Origin of the sequence: Metapseudomonas boanensis (assembly GCF_018704125.1) — a bacterium.
Classification (GTDB): Bacteria; Pseudomonadota; Gammaproteobacteria; order Pseudomonadales; family Pseudomonadaceae; genus Metapseudomonas; species Metapseudomonas boanensis.
Genome location: NZ_JAGTIS010000012.1, coordinates 88,818 through 110,826 on the forward strand (window position 1 = coordinate 88,818; position 22,009 = coordinate 110,826).

The following is a 22,009-nucleotide window of genomic DNA, read 5'->3' on the forward strand; positions in this document are numbered from 1 at the left end:
CGTATTATGCCTAACTAGCGCAAAAATGCACGGATCATCCGACTATGAGCTTATTGCACGATGAGTTTGCCCAGGCCTCTGGCCTTCGCTATCTGAACCATGCCGCTGTCGCGCCCTGGCCGAAACGCGCGACCCAGGCGGTCACACCCTTCGCCAACGAGAACCTGAGCATCGGTGCACGCGATTATCCAGACTGGTTGAAGGTAGAGCGTAGCCTACGAGAACGCCTTACCCGCCTCATGAACGCACCAACCACTACCGATATTGCGCTGGTCAAGAATACATCGGAAGCCCTCTCCTTCGTCGCTTTTGGTCTGGACTGGCGGACGGGTGACCAGGTGGTCATCAGCGACCAGGAGTTCCCCTCGAACCGGGTGGTCTGGGAGGCCCTCGAGCGCTTCGGCGTGGAGGTACTGCACGTCGACCTCGATGTGGCCGACCCGGAGGCCGCCCTGCTAAATACCTGCGGCCCGCGGACTCGCCTCATGTCCATCAGCGCCGTGCAGTATGCCCGCGGCCTGCGCATGGACCTCCAGCGCCTTGGACACGGCTGCCGCCAGCGCGGCGTGCTGTTCTGCGTGGATGCCATCCAGCAGCTTGGTGCCCTGCCCTTCGACGTCCAGGACTATGATTGCGCCTTCGCGATGGCCGACGGGCACAAGTGGATGCTGGGCCCCGAGGGATTGGGCGTCTTTTATTGCCGCAGCGACCTGCGACAACAGCTAAAGCTTCATGAGTACGGCTGGCACATGCTGGAGAATCCCGGAAACTACGAGTTCGACGAATGGGAACCAGCGTGCACGGCTCGGCGCTTCGAGTGCGGCAGCCCCAATATGTTGGGCGCAATGGCCCTGGAGGCCAGCCTCTCGCTGCTGGAGGAAGTGGGCATGGTAAAGGTCGGCAGCGCCCTGGCAGAGCGCGTGCAATGGCTTCAGGACGGACTTGTCGGCATTCCAGGCGTACAACTGCTGAGCCCACCCGCTCCTGAGCGGCGCGCCGGGATTCTGAACTTCCGCCTTGATCATTGGGACAATCTCGCGCTCTTCGAGCGACTAAGAGACGAACAGGTAGTCTGCGCCCAACGGGGAGGCGGCATCCGCTTTTCTCCCCATTTCTATACGGAGTTGCGGGTGATCGACGAGACTCTGGCCCTGCTGCGCCAGCTGGCAGACGGATGAGGACTCAGCCGGTGCGAGTGTATTCCAAATACGTTTAAAAACACCGGGACCTACTCTGGACGTGAAGGGATATTAGCCAATACTTCTTGTTACTGGTGCGCGGCATCTCCCCCCAAGTGCCCAGCCAGTCGAGGTACCGTGGATCGTGTACCTTTGTTTTACTCCTAATGGTCTTGACCCGGATTCATCCCCCAGAACCCGGGTTTTTTTTGCCCGCAGGATTTACCCGGCAACCCGAGCCAACGGGAACAACCGCTGGAAATTGGCAGTGGTCTGCTCGGCAAACGCTTCGAAATCCTCACCGCGAAGCATCGCCAGGAACTCGGCCACCTCACGCACATACTGCGGGAGATTCGCCTTGCCGCGATACGGGACCGGCGCGAGATAAGGGGAATCGGTCTCCACCAACAGCCGATCGGCAGGAACCTGGCGCGCGACATCACGAAGCGAATCAGCATTGCGGAAGGTCACGATGCCGGAAAGGGAAATGTAAAAGCCGAGGTCCAGCGCCGCCCGGGCCATTGCCCAGTCCTCGGTGAAGCAGTGCAGCACGCCGGCCTGGGGCAACGCAGCCTCACGCAGCAGGGCCAAGGTATCGGCACGCGCCTCGCGGGTATGCACAATGACCGGCTTGCCGGTAATCCGCGCAGCCTCAAGGTGCAATCGGAAGGCACGCTGCTGAAGATCCGCTGCTTCTGGCTCGTAGTGATAGTCCAGACCGGTTTCACCGATGGCGACTACACGAGGATGGTCGAGTTCGCGCAGCAACCAGTCCAGCGCGAGGTCCTCGCCTGGCTGCAGATCCAGCGGATGCACGCCAACCGAGCAGTCGACATCCGCATAATGCTCGGCCAGCGCCTTGACGCTGGCCGCATTGTCCGCGCTGACGCCAATGCAGAGGAAATGACCTACGCCACGGGCCCGAGCGGCCTCAAGTGCAGCGTCCAGTGAACCGCCGTGGGCCGCCAGGTCGAGGCGGTCCAGGTGGCAATGGGAGTCGATCAACATGGTTCAAGGCTCCAGGCCGCATCTGCCAGACTCAAGCCTGTTGCTTGCAGCCTTGGGCAGGCGCCCGCTACATCGTATGGGTGGGGCGATCGGACTTGAGGGCGCCGGCCAGGTAGGTCTCGATCTTGTTGCGCGCCCCGCTGTCGCCGTCGTTGAACTGGACACCGATGCCTGCAGCACGGTTGCCCTGGGCGCCCTTCGGGGTAATCCAGACAACCTTGCCGGCGACCGGAATCTTCTCCTGCTCGTCCATGAGGTTGAGCAGCATGAAGACTTCATCACCGAGCTTGTAGCTCTTGTTGGTAGGGATGAACAAGCCACCGTTCTTGATGAACGGCATATAGGCGGCGTAAAGCACGGACTTGTCCTTGATGGTAAGAGACAAGATCCCGTTACGCGGACCCATATTCGGTGGCAGGCTCATGCGGCATTCCTGGCTGTCTGGCTCAACTCGGGATTCTAGCCCGGCCCGGGCAGGCTTGCCCACTGCACGAGCAGAGCTTCGAGAAGCAGGACACGATTGAGGTTGGCTTTACCAAGGACTTTCTGTCGCTGCTGCAGGAGCCAATCCTGCATGGCCAGCACTTTGTGCTGCGGCGCCTTGTCGGCCAGGTACTGCACCACCTTGCGCATGTCGGCCAGACCAAGCCCCGCCTCATCTCGGGTCAGCTGATAGCGCAACATCAACTGCGCCCATTCGCTGAACCAGTCGAACAAGAGGATCAGCGAAACCGCATTCCAGCCTTCGGCCAGTTGGCTCGCCCCCACCTGCTGCTTGAGCAGCTTCTTGACCCCATCCACCACGTCAGCACGTTGCTGACGAACGGACTGTTCCTCCAACCGCTTTGCAGACAAGGGTGAACCACCTGCCAGCACGAGAAGCTCATGACGCTCCTCCGGGCTCGAGCCAGGTAATGCAGCGCCCAACCACGTCAAGCTCTGGCTTTCACTCGGCAAGGGACAGGCCTGCAGGACACAACGACTCTTGATCGTTGGTAGCAGTCGGCTAGGTTGGTGGCTGATCAGCAACAAAACCGTATCGCCAGAGGGTTCTTCCAGGCTCTTCAGCAGAGCATTGGCGGCATTCAGGTTCATCGCTTCCGCCGGCTCCAGCAAGATGACCTTGCGCCCACCGAGCTGGGCGGTCTGGACCACGAAGCCGACCAGCTCACGGACCTGGTCGACCCGGATCGCCTTGTCAGCTTCCTCGGGTTCCAGCACGAAAGCATCCGGGTGCGTCCCGGCAGACAGCAGCATGCAGGCCTTGCACCGACCGCAGGCTTGCAGGCCATCCGGACTCTGGCAAAGCAGGAAAGCCATCAGGCGCTCTGCCATGGCCCGCTTGCCGATTCCAGCTGGACCGTGCAGGAGATAGGCATGAGCATGCCGAGGGCGGCCTGCGAGCTGCGACCATAGACCTTCCTGCCATGGGTAGACCTCAGCCATCGCAGCGCTCCAGCAGCTCTGGAAGCAAGCAATCGAGGCTGCGCTGCACATCTGCCAGCGGCACGGACGAGTCGATGATTCGATATCGCTGCGGAGCTTGTGCCGCACGCTGCAAGTAAGTACGCCGGACCGACTCGAAGAAATCTCGGTGCTCTTGCTCGAAGCGATCCAGACGCCCTCGTGCGGCAGCGCGGGCAAGGCCCACATCGACGGGCAGATCGAAGACCAGGGTCAGGTCGGGGCGCAGATCGCCCTGGACGAAAGACTCCAGCAAGGCAATGCGCTCCGCCGAAAGACCACGGCCACCGCCCTGGTAGGCGTAAGTCGCATCGGTAAAACGATCGCACAGCACGATCGCCCCACGCGCCAAGGCTGGCCTAATCACCGTATGCAGGTGCTGCGCTCGAGCGGCGAAAACCAGCAAGAGCTCAGTATCGGCAGCCATGCTCTCGTCACTGGGTGTGAGGAGAATTTCGCGAATGCGCTCAGCCAAGGGGGTGCCACCCGGCTCACGGGTCAGCACGATCTCCTTTCCAGCACTGCGCAACCTTTCGGCAAGATAATCTCGGTTGGTGCTTTTTCCGGCACCCTCGGGGCCTTCGAGGGTAATGAACAGACCGCTCACGGGGTGTCCTTCTTCATTGCGGGATCGGGCTGGAGCGGTAATCTGCGCGGCGTTTCATTTGGAAATCGCGCACTGCCTGATTGTGCTCACCCAGGGTCTCGGAGAATACATGGCTACCGTCGCCACGGGCGACGAAGTAGAGGCTCTTTCCTGCAGCAGGGTGCAAGGCTGCATTTATCGCCTCGCGCCCGGCCAGGGCGATTGGCGTAGGTGGCAGGCCACTGATGACATACGTGTTGTACGGCGTCGGCTCACGCAGGTCGGCACGGGTCAGGTTGCCGTTATAGCGCTCCCCCAAACCGTAGATCACGGTCGGATCGGTTTGCAGCAGCATGCCGCTCTGAAGGCGGCGAATGAAAACCCCGGCAATCTGTGCGCGCTCGTCGGGCACGCCGGTTTCCTTCTCGACCAGCGAGGCCATGATCAAGGCCTGGTAAGGCCCACTATAAGGCAGCTTGTCGGCGCGCTTACTCCACTCTTCGTCCAGCACCTCATCCAGGCGACCACGCGCCTGCTTCAGCAGGTCGACATCGCGAGTCCCACGCACATAGCGATAAGTATCTGGAAAGAAACGCCCCTCGGGATGCTCGCCCGGGCGACCGATACGCGCCATCAGCTCGGCATCACTTGCGCCTTCCAGGGTTTGTTCGAGCTTGGCCTGCTTCGCCAATGCGGCACGCACCTGGCGGAAGCTCCACCCCTCCACCAGGGTGAGGCTGTATTGCACCACTTCGCCGCGCTGCCACAGCGCCAGCAACTCGGCGGCATCCATGCCGGGCGTCAAACGGTATTCACCGCTGTGCAGCGATGCCCCGTCCAGATTGAATCGCCAGTATTGCCGGAGCCAGAAGGCATTGTGCAGGACACCCTCTTCCTCCAGACGATTCAGCAGTCCGCCTGGCGTGGAGCCTGCCGGCACGTCCAGCAGGCGCTCCTCCGGCAAGATCAGCTTCTGTTGCAAGGTGACGTGCTGCTGCCAGGCGGCAAAGGCCACCAGCAGGCCGGCAAGCAACAGGCCTGCCTCCAGCATCAGCAGGAATTTGCGTATCACGAATCAGTTGTCCAGTAGATCGCGGGCGATAGCTTGAAGTGTACGGGTCAGCGGGCCCACCGACCAGTGATGGCCCGCCATCGCTCGCACGGGCCAGACGCCATAGAGGCTATTGCAGAGAAAGACTTCCTGGGCAGCGAGAAGCTCATCGAATTCGATGTCGCGTATCTCGACCGGAATGCCAACGGCCTTCGCACGCTCGAGCAGCGCGGCCCGCATGACTCCGGCAACACCGCAACGAGATAGCTCAGCTGTTACCAGCACCCCATCGACCAGCAGGAAAAGGTTGCTGAACACCCCCTCGATGACACGACCGGAAATGTCCCGAACAAGCCCTTCGGCATACTCGGTCGACTGCCACTCTGCACGGGCCATCACCTGTTCAAGACGATTGAGATGCTTGAGACCAGCTAGCAGGGGTTGTTCGGCCAACCGCGTAGCGCACGGGTAGAGCTCGACCCCTTGCTCGGCATTGACAGAAGGGTAGGCTGGCATTGGGCTGCCCTGGAGTATCCGCCGAGCCTGCGTCGTGGGCGGCGGTGCATAGCCACGCAGCCCGTCCCCGCGAGTGAGTATGAGCTTGGCAACGCCTTCCCCCAACTTACTGGCAAAGGACAAGATTTCAGTACGTACCAGCGCAACATCCAGGGCAATGCCCAGTCGCGCACAGCCCGTCGATAGACGGGCCATGTGGTACTCCAGCAAAGGAGGACGGCCAGCGCGCACGGCGATGGTCTCGAACACCCCATCACCGTAGGCCAAGCCGCGATCCTTGATGGACAGCGACTCGGCCGGGCGGCCATCGACCCAGCTCGGCATCAACCCACGTACCGCCGGAAGATCAACGAGCCGTTGGTACCGCCGAAGCCGAAGGAGTTGGACAGTACGACATCCATAGGCATGGGTCGCGCCTGATGGGGCACGAAGTCCAGGTCGCAGCCTGCATCAGGCTCGTCGAGATTGATGGTCGGCGGCGCGACCTGATCCCGTATAGCCAGCACGCTGAAAATCGCCTCAACCGCACCCGCAGCGCCCAGCAAATGGCCGGTCATGGACTTGGTCGAACTGATCGCGAGCCTGTAGGCGTGCTCGCCGAATACCGACTTGAGCGCCATGGCCTCGGCGACGTCGCCTGCCGGGGTCGAAGTGCCGTGGGCGTTCACATAGTCGACCTGGTCAGGGTTGAGGCCAGCATCGCGAAGCGCATTGCGCATGCAACGGGCCGCGCCAGCACCGTCTTCTGGCGGCGAAGTCATGTGGAAAGCATCGCCACTCATACCAAAGCCGATCAGCTCTGCATAGATGGTAGCGCCGCGCGCTTTGGCATGCTCGAGCTCCTCGAGCACCAATGCACCAGCGCCATCGGACAGCACGAAGCCATCGCGTCCCTTGTCCCACGGACGACTGGCACGGGTCGGATCGTCATTGCGTGTAGACAGCGCGCGGGCTGCCGCAAAACCGCCGATGCCAAGACCACAAGCCGCCATCTCGGAGCCGCCGGCAACCATAACGTCGGCTTCGCCGTAGGCAATGTTGCGGGCGGCCATGCCAATGCAATGGGTACCCGTGGTGCAGGCGGTTGCGATGGCGTAGTTCGGCCCCTGGATACCCAAGTGGATCGACAGGAAGCCGGAAACCATGTTGATGATCGAGCCTGGGACGAAGAACGGTGAAATCCGCCGGGGCCCCTGCTCAATCAAGGATTTGCAGTTGTTCTCAATATTGGTGAGGCCACCTATACCCGAGCCCATGGCCACGCCAATGCGCTCCCGGTTGGCATCAGTCACTTCGAGGCCGGAGTGACGCACGGCCTGGAAACTTGCAGCAAGGCCGTACTGGATGAACAGGTCGAGCTTGCGCGCCTCTTTGGCCGACAGGTATTCCTCGACATTGAACCCTTTGACCGATCCACCAAAACGGGTGGAATAGGCCATCAAATCCATATGTTCGATCGGACCAATGCCACTTTGGCCGGCCAGAATTCCTTGCCAGCTGCTCGGCACATCGGTACCCAGCGGTGACAGCATGCCCATGCCAGTGACCACGACGCGTCTACGCGACACAGCGATCTCCTTCTTCAATCTCTACACGGCGGTTGATTCAGGCTTAAAGAAAAACCGCACGCCTAGTTAAGGTCGTGCGGCTTTTCCGAGTCGGGAACCGACGATTACAACTTACTGCGCGTGCGCGTTGATGTAATCGATAGCTTCCTGAACGGTGGTGATCTTCTCGGCTTGCTCGTCCGGGATCTCGGTCTCGAATTCCTCTTCCAGAGCCATCACCAGCTCAACGGTGTCAAGGGAGTCGGCGCCCAGGTCTTCAACGAAGGAAGCGCTGTTGGTGACTTCCTCTTCTTTGACGCCCAGTTGCTCGGCGACGATTTTCTTGACGCGTTCTTCGATGGTGCTCATACCTTGTTTTCACTCCTATGGAAAAATCCGTGCAGCTGGGGCTGCAGTTTATAGAAAGGGTTTTCCGCATTTCAAGCAGAACGCCTGAACCCCCCCTGGATCGCCGCAACGAAATGCCTATAAACCAGTTGCACTTTTATAACGGATTTTAGACAGCCCGTATGACAGTTTCCTGAAGGGATTCGTCACATTCAGCTCATGTACATGCCACCGTTCACGGGGATGGTGGCGCCAGTCACGTAGGCAGCGCCATCGGACGCGAGGAATCCTACCACTTTGGCGATCTCCTCTGCTTGCCCCAGACGACCCAGCGGAATCTGGGTCAGTAGTGCATCACGCTGAGCATCCGGCAACTCGCGCGTCATGTCGGTATCGATGAAGCCCGGCGCTACAGAGTTGACAGTGATAGCACGCGAACCGACTTCTCGCGCCAGCGCGCGGCTGAAGCCCTCTAGGCCGGCCTTGGCGGCAGCGTAGTTGGTCTGCCCGGCGTTCCCCATGGCACCGACTACCGAGCCAATGTTGATGATGCGCCCCCAGCGAGCCTTGGTCATGCCACGCAGCACAGCCTTGGACAGACGATACAGGCTGTTGAGGTTGGTATTGATCACGTCGAACCACTCGTCATCCTTCATGCGCAGCATGAGGTTGTCGCGGGTGATACCGGCGTTGTTGACCAGAATCAGCGGCTGCCCCAAGTGCTGCTGGATGTGTTCCAGCGTACTGGCAACGGATTCGTCGTTACTGACATCCAGCACCAGGCCGGCGCCTTCGATGCCGTTCGCTTTCAGTACCTCGGCGATGCGCTCGGCGCCCGAAGCAGAAGTTGCAGTGCCAATGACTACTGCGCCCTGACGGCCCAGCTCAAGCGCAATCGCCTGACCAATACCGCGGCTCGCACCGGTAACCAGCGCCACCTTACCTTGCAGACTCATAGGTCTTCTCCTTGTTCAGGCCAGTGCAGCACGAGCGGCTGCGAAGGCATCGGGGGTATCCAGGTTGTGGGTGTTCACACCCTTCACACAACGCTTGTTGAGGCCGGACAGCACCTTGCCCGGGCCACATTCGACCAGGTCGGCAACGCCGCTCTCGGACAGGCAGACCATAGACTCAACCCAGCGCACGGGACTGTAGAGCTGCGCCAGAAGGTCACGCTTGAGCACCTCCAGATCACCTACAACGGCAGCACTGACGTTCTGCACGAGCGGGATCTGTGGCGCCTGCCACGCGACAGCCTCGACCGCCTCTGCAAAACGCTCGGCAGCAGGCTTCATCAGCGCGCAGTGGGACGGCACGCTGACCGGAAGCGGCATCGCGCGCTTTGCGCCACGCGCCTTGCAGGCCTCGACAGCACGACCAACGGCAGCAGCAGCCCCGGCGATCACCACCTGACCGGGGGCGTTGAAATTCACGGCACTGACCACTTCGCCCTGGGAAGCTTCGGCGCAAGCAGCCAGCACGTCGGCATCCTCAAGACCGAGAATTGCAGCCATGCCGCCCTGCCCGGCGGGCACGGCTTGCTGCATCAGCTGACCGCGGCGCTCTACCAGCTTCACCGCATCGACAAATGCCAGGCTGCCGGCTGCCACCAGCGCGGAGTATTCACCCAGACTATGACCTGCAACATAGGCGGGACGCTTGCCGCCCTCAGCAAGCCAGAGGCGCCAGAGGGCAATGGAAGCAGTGAGGATGGCCGGCTGGGTCTTGTCGGTCTGATTCAGCTGTTCTTCCGGGCCTTGCTGGGTCAGCGCCCAGAGATCATAACCAAGGGCTTCGGAAGCTTCGGCAAAGGTATCCAGGACCAGCTGCTGCTGAGCCCCTTGCTCGGCCAGCATGCCCAGGGACTGGGAGCCTTGGCCGGGAAAAACGAACGCGAGGGATGCGGACATTTAAATGAGTCCCTTATCTGGCGGTATAGGGAAATTGACGCTCGACATAGCCAAGCGCACGGAACTGACAGTTGGATGACAAGCCCCCGGCAGTGGTCACATCCTACAACAACAGATGCTCGAGACGACCATGTAGCCGCTGCGGCAGGTTCTCCCGAACCTCGATCAAGGCACGACGAATAGCGCTCTGGAACCCTTCGCCCGCCGCCGAACCATGACTCTTGACGACGATACCCTGCAATCCGAGGAAACTGGCGCCATTGTACTGAGCTGGAGCCAACTCGGTACGCAGCCGACGCAGCACCGGCAATGCCAGAGCCCCAATCATGCGCGAGCCGATACTCTGACTGAAAAGCGCCTCGATGCGCGAAGAAATCATCGACGCCAATCCTTCACTGGACTTCAGCAGGATATTGCCAACGAAGCCATCACAGACAACCACATCCGCATCGCCGCGATAAAGACCATCACCTTCGACGAAACCGATGTAGTTAAGCCCTGCCGCCTGCTGTAACAGGTTAGAAGCGAGCTTGACCTGCTGGTTACCCTTGATGTCCTCGGTTCCGACGTTAAGTAACGCCACCCGCGGCTGAACGGTACCCAAGGTTTCGGCCGCAACTGCACCCATCACGGCGAATTGATAAAGATGCTCGGCACTGCAATCAACGTTGGCACCGAGATCCAGCAAGTGGCAGTGGCCAGCCATTGTAGGAACGGCAGCCATCATGGCTGGGCGATCAATACCTGGCAGAGTCTTCAGCACATACCGGGAGAGTGCCATGAGTGCGCCGGTGTTGCCCGCACTAACACAGGCTTGGGCACGACCATTACGCACCAGCTCCAACGCAACACGCATCGAGGAATCAGGCTTGCCGCGCAAGGCCTGAGCCGGACGCTCATCCATGGCGATGACTTCACTGGCATGCTCGACATGCAGGCGTTGACGATCGACCCCAGGGTAGCGGGCGATAATTTCTTCTATGAGGGGGGTTTGGCCGACAAGGACCAGATGAAGCGAGGAGTATTCAGCCAGACAAGAAAGACTAGCTGGAACAATGCAGCAGGGACCGTAGTCCCCACCCATTGCGTCAATCGCGATGATCGAGGCGGACAAGGATTACTCGTCAGCGCCCTTGTCGATCACTTTGCGACCACGGTAGAAACCGTCCGGGGAAACGTGGTGGCGCAGGTGAACTTCACCAGTGCTTTTTTCTACGGACAGCGCATTGGCTTCGAGGGCATCGTGGGAACGACGCATGTCGCGTGCCGAGCGGGATTTTTTGTTCTGCTGAACAGCCATAATCAATTAACTCCTAAACGTTTGGGTCACGCTTTAACTGCGCCAATACGCTGAACGGGTTGGACCGCGAAACCTCGTCCTCGCTCGGCTCGGGCTCATCGAGACCCGCCGGCTGCTGGCAATCTTCAGGGTCATGGGCCGGAACTATGGGCAGGGCGAGCAACAGCTCATCCTCGACCAGAGTCATTAGATCCAATGGATCTTCACCCACTTCCAGCACGTCATAGCCCTTCGGCAGCGACTGACTGTCAGTCCCTTCCCTCACCACGGCGTAATCGCACTCGCTGTGGATGTTCAGGGCGACCAGCTCAAGACAACGCTGGCAAACCATCTTAACTTCGACGTCGATCCGACTATGGATGAAAACGGCTCGGCGCTCATCACGACCAAACGCAAGACTCGCTCGCACGATGCCCGCGTTGTCCGAAAGTGTGTCGCAGAGCCGCTCCAGGCTGGCGAGCGCGATCTCACCCTCAAGGGTGGTCTCGCGGTCCGCAAGCTTGCGCGGATCTACATAAGGTGGAATCGGCCCATTCAACATAGGCGCAGCATTCTAGGGACGAGCCCTGCCCCTGTCAAAAGAAATTCCGCATTGTTCAGCCACGGACGAGCTCTATAAACTCACGCCCTTTGCCCCGGAGACCGTCATGCTTCCCCTGGTGCTTGCATCCAGCTCGCCCTACCGTCGCGAATTACTCGAACGCCTGCGCCTTCCCTTTACTTGGAGCGCCCCTGCCATCGACGAATCGCGCCACCCTGAAGAAGGCGCCGAACAACTGGTACGCCGACTTGCAGAGGAAAAAGCACGAGCCCTGATCACGACCCACCCGAATCACCTCATCATCGGCTCGGACCAAGTGGCCATACTTGGCGATCAGATCCTCGGCAAACCCCACAACTTCCAGCGAGCCCGCGACCAGTTGATGGCCGCGAGCGGCACTCATGTGACCTTCCTGACAGGCCTGGCACTCCTGAACAGCGCGTCCAACACCTGCCAAGTGGGCTGCGTACCCTTCACCGTACACTTCCGCCAACTCGACGAAGCACGCATTGGCCGCTACCTCGAAGCAGAACACCCCTACGACTGCGCCGGTAGCTTCAAGGCCGAAGGGCTCGGAGTCAGCCTTTTCAGCGCTACAGAAGGCAGTGACGCCACCAGCCTCGTTGGCCTCCCCCTCATCCGCCTAGTCGACATGCTTCTCGCCGAAGGCGTGCAGATACCCTGATTCTCCAGCCCCACGAATGAAAATGCCCGGCAATGGCCGGGCATTTTCATTGAACGAGAAACACTCAGCGCAACGCAGGCCCCTGAAAACCCATCCAGAGCGCCAACCGCTCCGCGACGCTGGAACCAAATTTCTTCGCAAAACGATCGAACGGCGTCTCTTGCACCGTGTAATCAACGATCTCTTTCGCCCCAATCACTTCCCGAGCCACAAAGCTGGCACTACCCAACTTATCCACCAATCCCAACTTCAGGGCCTGCTCGCCAGACCAGACCAGACCACTGAATAACTCCGGATGATCAGCAACCTTCAAACGGTCGCCACGCCCTTTCTTCACACTTTCAATGAACTGCTGGTGGGTAGTCTCGAGGACGCTTTGCCAGAACTCCGTTTCTGCCGGTTTTTGCGGCTGGAACGGATCAAGAAACGCTTTGTGCTCACCCGATGTATAGACCCTACGCTCAACACCGAGTTTGGTCATCGCATCGACAAACCCGAAACTGGCAGCCGTTACACCGATGGAACCGACCAGACTGGCCTTGTCCGCATAGATCTCATCCGCAGCACTGGCAATGTAATAGGCCCCCGACGCCCCAAGGTCAGTGATGACCGCATAGGCCTTGATGTCCTTGTGCGCCTCACGCAGGCGCCGAATCTCGTCATAGATGTAGCCAGACTGGACCGGACTACCCCCAGGGCTATTGATGCGCAGGACAACCCCTTTGGTTTTCGGATCCTCGAAGGCCTTCCGCAGACTTGTGACGATATTGTCCGCACTGGCCGCCTCGGTATCAGCAATCATGCCACGGACCTCCACCAGCGCCGTATGCTCCTGGCTACGCGCAGCACTCTTCTGCAAGTCGAAGACAGGAGAGAACAACACCAACACGACAAACAGATAAACAAAGGTCAGCGACTTGAAGAAAATGCCCCAGCGCCGCGCCCGACGTTGCTCCTGAACGCCAGCAAGAACCGCCTTCTCCAGCAATTTCCAGCTTTTGTCCTCAGGCTTGTCGGCAGGGGCCGATGCCTTCCATTCATCAGACATTAATTGCCACCTCATTGGGTTGCCGACTGACGCCACCACTCAACCAGTGACGCAACTCATCAAAATGATCGATCGCCAACCTGGGCGACTCCCTGAGTAACTCATCGAGCGGCTGGGCGCCATAACCTACCGCCACCGAATCCATTCCTGCGCGATGCGCCATGCGCAGATCAAAAGGCGAATCGCCCACCATCAGCGCGCTTTCAGGCCCAAGTCCACAAAACGCCAGTATCTCGTGCAACATCAGCGGATCAGGCTTGCTTGCCGTTTCATCCGCACAGCGAGTGACATCGAAATACCCCAACCAATCACGCCCGGCCAGAACATGATCCAGGCCTCGACGCGTCTTGCCTGTAGCAACCGCAAGGCGATAGCCCTCGCTCCTGAACGCATCCAAAGCCTCAGCGACCCCTGGAAACAAAGCCGAAGGCTGCTGCTCCAGCGCATGGTAATGATCACTGTAGCGCCGCCGGAATCGCTCGACACAATGAGGATCATCGAGTTCTGGATAAAGCGTATGGATCGCTTCAGGAAGACCCAGCCCGATAATCCCCCTGATTGCCCGCTCGTCGCATGAAGGCAGCGCGCAATCTGAAGCAGCAATCCTCATGGCCTCGACGATGCGAGCAATGGAATCGACAAGCGTGCCATCCCAATCGAAGATCAATAGCTGATAGTCACGCACCGAGACGCTCCAAGGTCTTCTGCCACACCTCATCCACGGGCGCCTCGAGCTTCAGCTCACCGCCGTCCGGCAGTTGAATGGTGAGCGCGTAGGCATGCAGGAAGAGGCGCCTGCCCCCCAACTCGCGAATCTCGCGAGTGAATTCCTCATCGCCATACTTCGGATCACCCGCAATGGAATGCCCCGCATGTTTCGCATGAACACGGATCTGATGGGTCCGCCCGGTAATGGGACTGGCCTCGACCAGGGTTGCGAACTCACCGAAGCGTCGCACGACACGGAACTCCGTCAGCGCGTCCTTGCCTTCGGCATTCACTTCGACCATTCGCTCACCGGAGCGCAAATTGTTCTTCATCAACGGCGCACTGACCTTCTTCTTCGAAGTAGGCCAACTGCCTCGAACCAGAGCCAGATAGCGCTTATCAACACCGTCGCCACGCAGCGCCTCATGAAGATGCCGGAGCATGCTACGTTTTTTGGCGATCATGAGCAGCCCGGAAGTATCACGATCCAGCCGATGCACCAGCTCCAGGTCCTTGGCGTCCGGACGCAGCTGACGAAAGGCCTCGATCACACCGAAGCTGAGCCCGCTCCCACCATGCACAGCGATACCCGCCGGTTTGTTCAGCACGATGAGCGCCTTGTCCTCATACACGATGGCCGCTTCCAGGCGCTCCAGAAGCCCCTGCGCGACTGGAGGCACCTCATCACGCTCAGCCAATCGCAGTGGCGGCACCCTGACGATGTCGCCAGACTGAAGCTTGTATTCAGGCTTGATTCGCCCCTTATTCACACGCACCTCACCCTTTCGGAGAATGCGATAAATCAGGGTTTTAGGCACACCTTTCAGCTGGGTGCGTAGGAAATTATCGATGCGCTGGCCGGCATATTCCGGCGCAACCTCAAGCAGCTGAACGCCGAAGGTTGGGGAGGAAGGAGTAGTCATCGCGGCATCATAACAATTTTTTATGGATTTGAAGCACTTAATGATTACTGCTATAGTCGCGAACGCCGCCAAAAGCGGCCTGGCTTCGGGATGCGCATCAAAACCACCATCCCAGCCGCTAGCAACTCATTCAGGACGTGAGGCCGTCCGACAGAAAATTCGCCGAAATGCCCGCGAATTTTCCGAAATCAAAGCCTTGAGCCATGACGCGTGATTACCCCAATGGGAGATCACGGTAAATGCAACCCGCTACGGATTCAGCGAGCGGCACCCGATTTTCAAGGGATAAGTGTAGGGTGGAGATGCACATTCGTCGGACTGCGTAGCACCAGCTTTATTCAAGACGCTTCACTTCGTCCGCTACCGACGGCTGATTCCTCCTCCTGAACAAGTGCTTCTGTCACAACACAGCAAGCAGGAGACGTAGTCGCGATTCAGGCCCCACTGGCCGGAATTCGCTGGACACTGAGGCGGCATGCCACCTCTGATACGCACCTGACACCGACCGCGAGAGTCGTGTGCGCCAATCGCCGTTTCCGGCAGCCCGGAAACCTGTTGGTACCACATGAAAAGAATGCTGATTAACGCAACTCAACCCGAAGAGTTGCGTGTTGCCCTGGTCGACGGCCAACGCCTGTATGACCTGGACATTGAGTCGGGTGCCCGCGAGCAGAAGAAAGCCAACATCTACAAAGGCCGTATCACGCGTATCGAGCCCAGCCTCGAAGCAGCCTTCGTCGATTTCGGCGCTGAACGCCACGGCTTCCTGCCGCTGAAAGAAATCTCCCGCGAGTACTTCAAGAAGTCCCCAGAGGGACGAATCAACATCAAGGAAGTGCTGAGCGAAGGCCAGGAAGTCATAGTCCAGGTCGAGAAGGAAGAGCGTGGCAACAAAGGTGCCGCCCTCACCACCTTCATCAGCCTGGCCGGCCGCTACCTGGTATTGATGCCCAACAACCCGCGCGCGGGCGGCATCTCCCGTCGTATCGAAGGCGAAGAGCGCAACGAACTGCGTGAGGCCCTGAATGGTCTCAATGCACCCGCAGACATGGGCCTGATCGTTCGTACCGCCGGCCTCGGCCGTTCCAGCGAAGAACTGCAGTGGGACCTCGACTACCTGCTGCAACTCTGGAGCGCCATCAAAGAAGCCTCCGGTGAGCGTGGTGCCCCCTTCCTGATCTATCAGGAAAGCAACGTCATCATCCGCGCCATCCGCGACTACCTGCGCCAGGACATCGGCGAAGTACTGGTCGACAGCGTCGAGGCCCACGAGGAAGCGCTCAGCTTCATCCGCCAGGTCATGCCGCAGTACCAGAGCAAGATCAAGCTCTACCAGGACAGCGTCCCACTGTTCAACCGCTTCCAGATCGAGAGCCAGATCGAGACTGCTTTCCAGCGCGAAGTGAAGCTGCCTTCCGGCGGCTCCATCGTGATCGATCCGACCGAAGCCCTGGTGTCCATCGACATCAACTCGGCACGCGCGACCAAAGGCGGCGACATTGAAGAAACCGCCCTGCAGACCAACCTGGAAGCGGCTGAGGAAATCGCCCGCCAGCTGCGCCTGCGCGACATCGGTGGCCTGATCGTCATCGACTTCATCGACATGACACCCGCCAAGAACCAGCGCGCAGTGGAAGAAAAAGTCCGCGAAGCACTGGAAGCCGACCGCGCCCGCGTGCAGATCGGCCGCATCTCGCGTTTCGGCCTGCTGGAAATGTCCCGTCAGCGCCTGCGCCCATCCCTGGGCGAGACCAGCGGCATCGTCTGCCCGCGCTGCAACGGCCAAGGCATAATTCGCGACGTCGAATCCCTGTCGCTGGCCATTCTTCGCCTGATCGAAGAAGAAGCGCTGAAGGATCGCACTGCAGAAGTTCGCGCCCAGGTACCGATTCCGGTCGCCGCCTTCCTGCTCAACGAGAAGCGCAACAGCATCACCAAGATCGAGCTGCGCTCCCGTTCGCGCATCGTCATTCTGCCGAACGACCACCTCGAAACCCCACATTTCGAAGTTCAGCGTCTGCGCGACGACAGCCCTGAAGTGCTGACAGGCCAGTCCAGCTATGAAATGACCCCGGCCGAAACCGAAGAACTCCAACCGGCCACCTCCACCCGCACCCTGGTCCGCCAGGAGGCTGCGGTGAAGACCGTTTCCCCAGAGCGCCCGGCTCCGGCTCCAGCCCCTGCCCCCGCTGCTCCGCTGGCCCCAGAGCAGCCGTCCCCCGAGCCGAGCCTGTTCAAGGGGCTGGTGAAGTCGCTGGTCAGCCTGTTCGCCGGCAAGGAACAAACTCAACCGGAAGCGGAAAAGCCGGCAGCCGAGCGTCAGCCTCGCAGCGAGGAGCGTCGCAACGGCCGCCAGCAGAACCGTCGCCGCGATGGCCGCGACACCCGCCGCGATGAAGATCGCAAGCCGCGTGAAGAGCGTCAGCCACGCGAAGGCCAGGAAAGCCGCCGCGAGCGTAGCGAGCGCCCTGCCCGCGAAGAACGCCAGCCGCGTGAAGAGCGTCCTGCTCGCGAGCCCCGCGAAGAGCGCCAGCCACGTGAAGAGCGTCAGCCTCGAGAGGAGCGTCAGCCGCGCGAAGAGCGTCAGCCTCGAGAGGAGCGTCAGCCGCGCGAAGAGCGCCAGCCTCGAGAGGAGCGTCAGCCGCGCGAAGAGCGCCAGCCTCGAGAAGAGCGCCAACCGCGCGAACCCCGCGAAGTTCAGGAAGGGCGCCGCGAGCGCGCCGAGCGCCCGCCGCGTGAAGAGCGTCAGCCCCGCGAGGCGCGCCAGCCGCACGACGAACTGGCTGCAGTCGAGGTTCCAGAGGAAGAGCTGTTGAACGAAGAACTGCTGCAGGATGACGGCCAGGAAGGCACCGATGGCGACCGCCCTCGCCGCCGCTCCCGCGGTCAGCGTCGCCGCAGCAATCGTCGCGAACGTCAACGTGAAGCCAACGGCGAAGTCATCGACGATCAGGAAGGCAATGAAGCTATTGCCGAGGGTGAAGACGGCTCCGCTGTTGTTGCCGCTGGAGTCGCCACCGCTATTGCCAGCGCCACCGTCGAAGTGACCGAAGCCGCTCCGGCGCAGGAGGTCGAAGCCAGGGCCGAAGTCCAGACCACCGAGGTCGAGGTAGCTGCTCGCGAAGTCGAGGCAGTGGAAACTCCAGCCGCTGCTGAAATGGAAGCAGCCACGGTCACCAAAGAGACCAGTGCTGTTGAAATAGCACCTGCGGCCACCGTTACCGAAGCTGAAGTCGAAGCCGAGCAACCTGCCGTGATCGAAGCGCCTGTTCCGACCCCGCAGATGGAGGAACCTGTCGCTACACCGGCAACAGCGCCGTCCAGCTCCGGTCGCGCACCTAACGATCCGCGCGAAGTTCGCCGCCGCCAACTGGAAGCCGAGCGTCTGGCCAAGGAAGCCCAACAGGCAGCCGCAAACGTTGTCGAGGCTGTCGCTGCCACCGAACCGATATCTGTGGTGGCTCACGCCGTTGCCAATGTCGAAGAGCAGCCAGCCGCAGCAACCGAGCCGCAGCCTGAGCAGATCGCCGAGGCCCCCGCTGAACAGCAGGAGCACGCCGACGAAGCTGCCGAGGCAATTGCCAAAGCTGAGGTCGAACTCGAAGCCGAGCCCAAGACCGAAGAGCATGAGCAGGCTAAAGCCAAGGACGAACCAAAACCGGTAGTCTAAAGCCCGACCTGAATAGAAAAAGGGGGATGCTGCCAGCATCCCCCTTTTTCTTTACCTGCCAGAAAGCCCTATCGGAGCCTGGTGGAGAGACTTAGCGGCTGACCTCACCGGTTTCTTCGATTGCTTCCTGGGCGCCGAACTGCAGCTCGGCAAGGCGCGCATATAGAGGATTGCTGACGACCAATTGCGAGTGGGTGCCAATGGCTACCAGCCTCCCGTGATCCATGACCGCAATCCGATCCGCGTTCTGTACCGTTGCCAGGCGGTGCGCGATGACCAAAGTTGTCCGTCCACTCATCAATGCCGGCAGCGCCTGTTGGATCAGGTGCTCGCTTTCCGCATCCAGAGCACTCGTCGCTTCGTCCAGCAACAGGATTGGAGCATCCACCAGCAGCGCCCGCGCGATTGCAAGCCGCTGTCGCTGACCACCCGACAATCCAATACCGCCCTCACCGAGGTGCGTCTTGTAGCCTTCGGGAAGTCGCATGATGAACTCATGGGCATAGGCCGCGCGGGCCGCCGCCTCCACCTCGGCCTGACTGGCATCAGGCCGACCGTAGCGGATGTTGTCTTCGACATTGCCGAAGAACAGCGCCGGGTTCTGCGAGACCAGCGCAAAACAACGCCTCAGGTCTGCCGGGTCCAGGCGCTGCAGCGGTAGTCCTTCGACCAGGATGCTGCCCTCCTGGGGATCGAAGAAGCGCAGCAACAGCTCGAAGACGGTCGTCTTTCCAGCCCCCGAAGGCCCCACCAGAGCCAGCGTCTCCCCGGGACGCACCTCAAGGCTTACGCCGTCCAGTGCCGGGATATGCGGTCTGGTTGGATAGGCGAAACGCACGTTGCGCATTTCGAGGCGGCCACTGACCCTGTCCGGCAGCACTACCCTATCCTGCTGCGGCGGCATGATCTCGTTACGCGCCTGCAGTAACTCCGCAATCCGCTCCGCCGCCCCGGCTGCACTCTGCAACTCGCCAATCACTTCACTGATCGCTCCAAATGCTGCGCCGACGATCAGGCTGTAGAACACGAATGCTGCAAGATCTCCCGGGGAAATCCGCCCACCGATCACGTCCATGCCGCCAACCCAAAGCATCGTGCCGACGGCGCCCAGGACCAGGACGATGACCAGGGTGATCAACCAGGCGCGCTGGGCAATGCGTTTGCGCGCCGTCTCGAACGCACCCTCGACAGTCCCGGCAAAGCGCAGGCGATCCTGGGCTTGATGGTTATAAGCCTGAACTGTCTTGATCTGCCCAAGCGTCTCCCCCACGTAGCTGCCGACATCAGCAATTCGGTCCTGGCTCTGTCGCGAGAGCCGGCGCACCCTCCGACCGAATATCAGGATAGGGGCCAACACCAGGGGGAGGGCCAGCAGCACGATGCCAGTCAGCTTCGGATTGGTGATGAACAAAAGGACGATACCGCCAACCAGCATGATGCCGTTGCGCAGCGCCATGGACAGCGAGGAACCAATCACCGATTGCAGCAAGGTGGTGTCCGCCGTCAGCCTCGACTGGATCTCCGAGCTTCTATTGGTCTCGTAGAAGCCCGGATGCAGCTGTATCAGATGGTCGAACACTCGCTTGCGGATATCTGCGACGAAGCGCTCTCCGATCCACGACACCAGGTAGAAACGGGTGAAGGTGCCAACCGCCAATGCCAACACCAGACCGAAGAAAAAGCCGATCGACCGATTCAACGCGGCGGGGGACTGCGTTGCCAGGCCCTGATCCACCAGCAGCCGGATGCCCTGCCCCATCGACAGGGTGATACCCGCCGTGAAAAGCAACGCCAGCAACGCTCCAATGACCCGCCATCGATAGGGCGCCACGAACTGTCCCGCCATGCGCAGCGCTTTGCGCTGCCGTGAAGTAAGGAGCGATACCATATGCGTCTCGGTCAGCCAGTCGAAAGGATTCAAGCGCACGTAGGTCGGTGTCAGCGGTCACCACAACACACTGGCGCTTTCGATAGTAGCCATTTCCACAACAACAGTCGTGGCGGGACGTCAGTCGCCCCAGCCAAGCGGGTAGAGCAGCTCTTCTTTGTAGCCCGCCCAGACCCGGACGGCGTCCGGGAAGGCCGAGTCCAGCTCAGGATCGCCACTGTCCACCAACAATGGCCGACCCTCCAGGGTGCCGAGCTTGCGCTTGGTAGCCACGACCCGAAGATTGTCCAGGCCAAGGGCCCGCAATACGCGAGGACTGATCTGCTGGTTGCCGCGCCCGATGATGTGCCCCTGCCCGCCGATCGCAGTGACCAGTAACCTCGCTGGATGGCGGTCAACCAGATCGAAGAGCTGCTGCTCAGACACGTCCCGTGCAATCACGCGACCATCCTGGATCACATCCACTCCGAGCAGCGTGGTCTCCATCCCCAGGTTTGCCGCCAGACCATGCAAGGTCGAACCGGGACCGAAGATGTAGCGGACGCCCTCCTCCCAGCTGTCCGAGAGCCAGTCCGCAAGGTCCACCAGCACCAATTCTTCGGACTCCATGCCCGCTTGTTTGACGTGCTGCATGAAGTGGCCTTCCTCCGGCACGGTCAACTCGCCATACCAGCGTGCTGCCACGCGTCCATCGCGTAAGGCGGCCTCGTCCAGGTCGCGGACCTCGCCACTGGCCAGGCGCACCAGGCCACCCTCTACCAGGCGTCTCACCAACTCACCGGCTGCGCGCGGACTGATGGCATAGACACCGGAATGGATCTTCACCCCTGCCGGGATGCCCAGCACTGGCTGGTCCGCACGCACGACCGAGCAGACATCTCGCGCCGTACCATCGCCACCAGCAAAGAGGATCAAGGCCACGCCAGACTGCTGCAGCGCGTCGACCGCATGTCGGGTGTCTTGTGCGCTGGTCACCTGGTTTTCCAAGTGACCCAGGACCCGGTGAGCGAAGCCCATTTCCTCCAGAAGATCAGCGCCCATGGGACCTGGGAAGGTCAGGAACTCGATCCGCCCGACGAGTGGCTGCAGGCACTCCAGCGCCTGTCGCGTGCGCATCTCCGCGCGTGGCTCAGCGCCTCTGGCCAGGGCCTCTGCGGCGACGCCGTCGCTGCCCTTGAGCGCCACCATCCCCCCCAGCCCGGCCAAGGGGTTGATGATCAGGCCCATATGGAATGTGGACATGCCTACCTCGATCTGAACTCGTGCCCCGCAAACGGGGTCCACCCATGAGGACCGACAACCAGGCTGCGGCTAAATGACAGCCTGTTGTGAACGGTCCTTCTTTTTTTATGGCGCTAAACTGCCACCTACTGTCACTGCGTATTCATCTTGCGGACCTAGACTGCGCACACACTGATGAGGAGACAGGCCATGAGCTTGCCAAACAGCACATCCGACCGTCGCGTCGTTCCGCTTCAGCCACGCCAGCCAATAGGCGGCGCCATCATCGACGCCCAGGGGCGCGAGATACCGATTACCGAATCCATGATCCAGCGTGCCTGCCAGGAACTACAAAGGCAGCTGAACAAGGATAATCGGCCCACCTGATGAGCGCCGCGCCGGATATCCCGGGGCTCG

General features: G+C 60.6%; 22 protein-coding genes. 4 read left to right on the forward strand and 18 right to left on the reverse strand.

All coding sequences use genetic code 11. The features are described 5' to 3' along the window. Positions 1-44: 44 nt before the first annotated feature. A complete protein-coding gene (locus tag J7302_RS19815; protein ID WP_215378625.1) occupies positions 45-1,178 on the forward strand; it encodes an aminotransferase class V-fold PLP-dependent enzyme in 1,134 nt (377 codons plus the stop codon). A 222-nt stretch (positions 1,179-1,400) separates the two neighbouring features. On the opposite strand, the gene J7302_RS19820 is transcribed toward J7302_RS19815, so the two are convergent. The 13 genes from J7302_RS19820 to J7302_RS19880 form a co-directional block, all read right to left on the reverse strand. Beyond that, complete coding sequence (locus J7302_RS19820) at positions 1,401-2,186, reverse strand: TatD family hydrolase (protein ID WP_215378627.1); 786 nt, start codon at positions 2,184-2,186, stop codon at positions 1,401-1,403. A gap of 67 nt (positions 2,187-2,253) precedes the next feature. Then, positions 2,254-2,610: a PilZ domain-containing protein gene (locus tag J7302_RS19825; RefSeq protein WP_215378629.1), complete on the reverse strand. Its 357-nt coding sequence runs from the start codon at positions 2,608-2,610 to the stop codon at positions 2,254-2,256. A gap of 35 nt (positions 2,611-2,645) precedes the next feature. Then, on the reverse strand, positions 2,646-3,632 hold the full coding sequence (locus tag J7302_RS19830) for a DNA polymerase III subunit delta' (RefSeq protein WP_215378631.1): 987 nt from the start codon (positions 3,630-3,632) through the stop codon (positions 2,646-2,648). After that, on the reverse strand, positions 3,625-4,257 hold the full coding sequence (gene tmk / locus J7302_RS19835; protein ID WP_215378633.1) for a dTMP kinase: 633 nt from the start codon (positions 4,255-4,257) through the stop codon (positions 3,625-3,627). Before tmk ends, J7302_RS19830 begins: the two co-directional genes overlap by 8 nt. Before the next feature lie 13 nt (positions 4,258-4,270). Next, positions 4,271-5,305 carry an endolytic transglycosylase MltG gene (mltG, locus tag J7302_RS19840; RefSeq protein WP_349814465.1) on the reverse strand — a complete coding sequence of 345 codons (1,035 nt, stop codon included), beginning with the start codon at positions 5,303-5,305 and terminating at the stop codon, positions 4,271-4,273. 6 nt (positions 5,306-5,311) lie between these two features. After that, entirely contained in the window at positions 5,312-6,127 is an 816-nt protein-coding gene (pabC, locus tag J7302_RS19845) for an aminodeoxychorismate lyase (RefSeq protein WP_215378637.1), read from the reverse strand. Next, a complete protein-coding gene (gene fabF, locus J7302_RS19850) occupies positions 6,127-7,371 on the reverse strand; it encodes a beta-ketoacyl-ACP synthase II (protein WP_215378640.1) in 1,245 nt (414 codons plus the stop codon). The genes pabC and fabF overlap by 1 nt, the downstream gene beginning before the upstream one ends. Before the next feature lie 111 nt (positions 7,372-7,482). Then, a complete protein-coding gene (acpP, locus tag J7302_RS19855; protein ID WP_003283670.1) occupies positions 7,483-7,719 on the reverse strand; it encodes an acyl carrier protein in 237 nt (78 codons plus the stop codon). Positions 7,720-7,910: 191 nt separating this feature from the next. Beyond that, positions 7,911-8,654: a 3-oxoacyl-ACP reductase FabG gene (gene fabG / locus J7302_RS19860; protein ID WP_215378642.1), complete on the reverse strand. Its 744-nt coding sequence runs from the start codon at positions 8,652-8,654 to the stop codon at positions 7,911-7,913. Between the two features lie 15 nt (positions 8,655-8,669). After that, positions 8,670-9,608, reverse strand: a complete 939-nt coding sequence (fabD, locus tag J7302_RS19865; protein ID WP_215378644.1) for an ACP S-malonyltransferase — start codon at positions 9,606-9,608, stop codon at positions 8,670-8,672. A gap of 103 nt (positions 9,609-9,711) precedes the next feature. Continuing rightward, a complete protein-coding gene (gene plsX / locus J7302_RS19870; protein WP_285899562.1) occupies positions 9,712-10,722 on the reverse strand; it encodes a phosphate acyltransferase PlsX in 1,011 nt (336 codons plus the stop codon). 3 nt (positions 10,723-10,725) lie between these two features. Continuing rightward, positions 10,726-10,908: a 50S ribosomal protein L32 gene (gene rpmF / locus J7302_RS19875; protein ID WP_041106089.1), complete on the reverse strand. Its 183-nt coding sequence runs from the start codon at positions 10,906-10,908 to the stop codon at positions 10,726-10,728. A 13-nt stretch (positions 10,909-10,921) separates the two neighbouring features. After that, positions 10,922-11,449, reverse strand: a complete 528-nt coding sequence (locus J7302_RS19880) for a YceD family protein (RefSeq protein ID WP_215378646.1) — start codon at positions 11,447-11,449, stop codon at positions 10,922-10,924. Between the two features lie 106 nt (positions 11,450-11,555). Here J7302_RS19880 and J7302_RS19885 point away from each other — a divergent pair, with 106 nt between their 5' ends. Then, on the forward strand, positions 11,556-12,134 hold the full coding sequence (locus J7302_RS19885) for a Maf family protein (protein WP_215378648.1): 579 nt from the start codon (positions 11,556-11,558) through the stop codon (positions 12,132-12,134). A 64-nt stretch (positions 12,135-12,198) separates the two neighbouring features. On the opposite strand, the gene sppA is transcribed toward J7302_RS19885, so the two are convergent. The 3 genes from sppA to rluC are packed head-to-tail and all read right to left on the reverse strand — an operon-like array spanning position 12,199 to position 14,813. Next, complete coding sequence (gene sppA / locus J7302_RS19890; protein ID WP_215378650.1) at positions 12,199-13,182, reverse strand: signal peptide peptidase SppA; 984 nt, start codon at positions 13,180-13,182, stop codon at positions 12,199-12,201. Then, positions 13,175-13,867 carry an HAD-IA family hydrolase gene (locus J7302_RS19895; RefSeq protein WP_215378652.1) on the reverse strand — a complete coding sequence of 231 codons (693 nt, stop codon included), beginning with the start codon at positions 13,865-13,867 and terminating at the stop codon, positions 13,175-13,177. Before J7302_RS19895 ends, sppA begins: the two co-directional genes overlap by 8 nt. Next, positions 13,860-14,813: a 23S rRNA pseudouridine(955/2504/2580) synthase RluC gene (rluC, locus tag J7302_RS19900; protein ID WP_215378655.1), complete on the reverse strand. Its 954-nt coding sequence runs from the start codon at positions 14,811-14,813 to the stop codon at positions 13,860-13,862. The genes J7302_RS19895 and rluC overlap by 8 nt, the downstream gene beginning before the upstream one ends. Positions 14,814-15,378: 565 nt before the next feature. Between rluC and rne the strand changes: the two genes are divergently transcribed. Then, positions 15,379-18,483, forward strand: a complete 3,105-nt coding sequence (gene rne, locus J7302_RS19905; RefSeq protein ID WP_215378658.1) for a ribonuclease E — start codon at positions 15,379-15,381, stop codon at positions 18,481-18,483. A 91-nt stretch (positions 18,484-18,574) separates the two neighbouring features. On the opposite strand, the gene J7302_RS19910 is transcribed toward rne, so the two are convergent. Together J7302_RS19910 and J7302_RS19915 are read right to left on the reverse strand one after the other, a co-directional pair. Beyond that, positions 18,575-20,371, reverse strand: coding sequence for an ABC transporter transmembrane domain-containing protein (locus J7302_RS19910; protein WP_215378660.1), 1,797 nt, complete (start codon positions 20,369-20,371; stop codon positions 18,575-18,577). Positions 20,372-20,491: 120 nt separating this feature from the next. Further along, positions 20,492-21,613 (reverse strand): ATP-NAD kinase family protein, encoded by a 1,122-nt coding sequence (locus J7302_RS19915; RefSeq protein ID WP_215378662.1) that lies wholly within the window; start codon positions 21,611-21,613, stop codon positions 20,492-20,494. A 189-nt stretch (positions 21,614-21,802) separates the two neighbouring features. Here J7302_RS19915 and J7302_RS19920 point away from each other — a divergent pair, with 189 nt between their 5' ends. After that, on the forward strand, positions 21,803-21,979 hold the full coding sequence (locus J7302_RS19920) for a PA1571 family protein (RefSeq protein ID WP_215378665.1): 177 nt from the start codon (positions 21,803-21,805) through the stop codon (positions 21,977-21,979). Positions 21,980-22,009 lie beyond the last annotated feature (30 nt).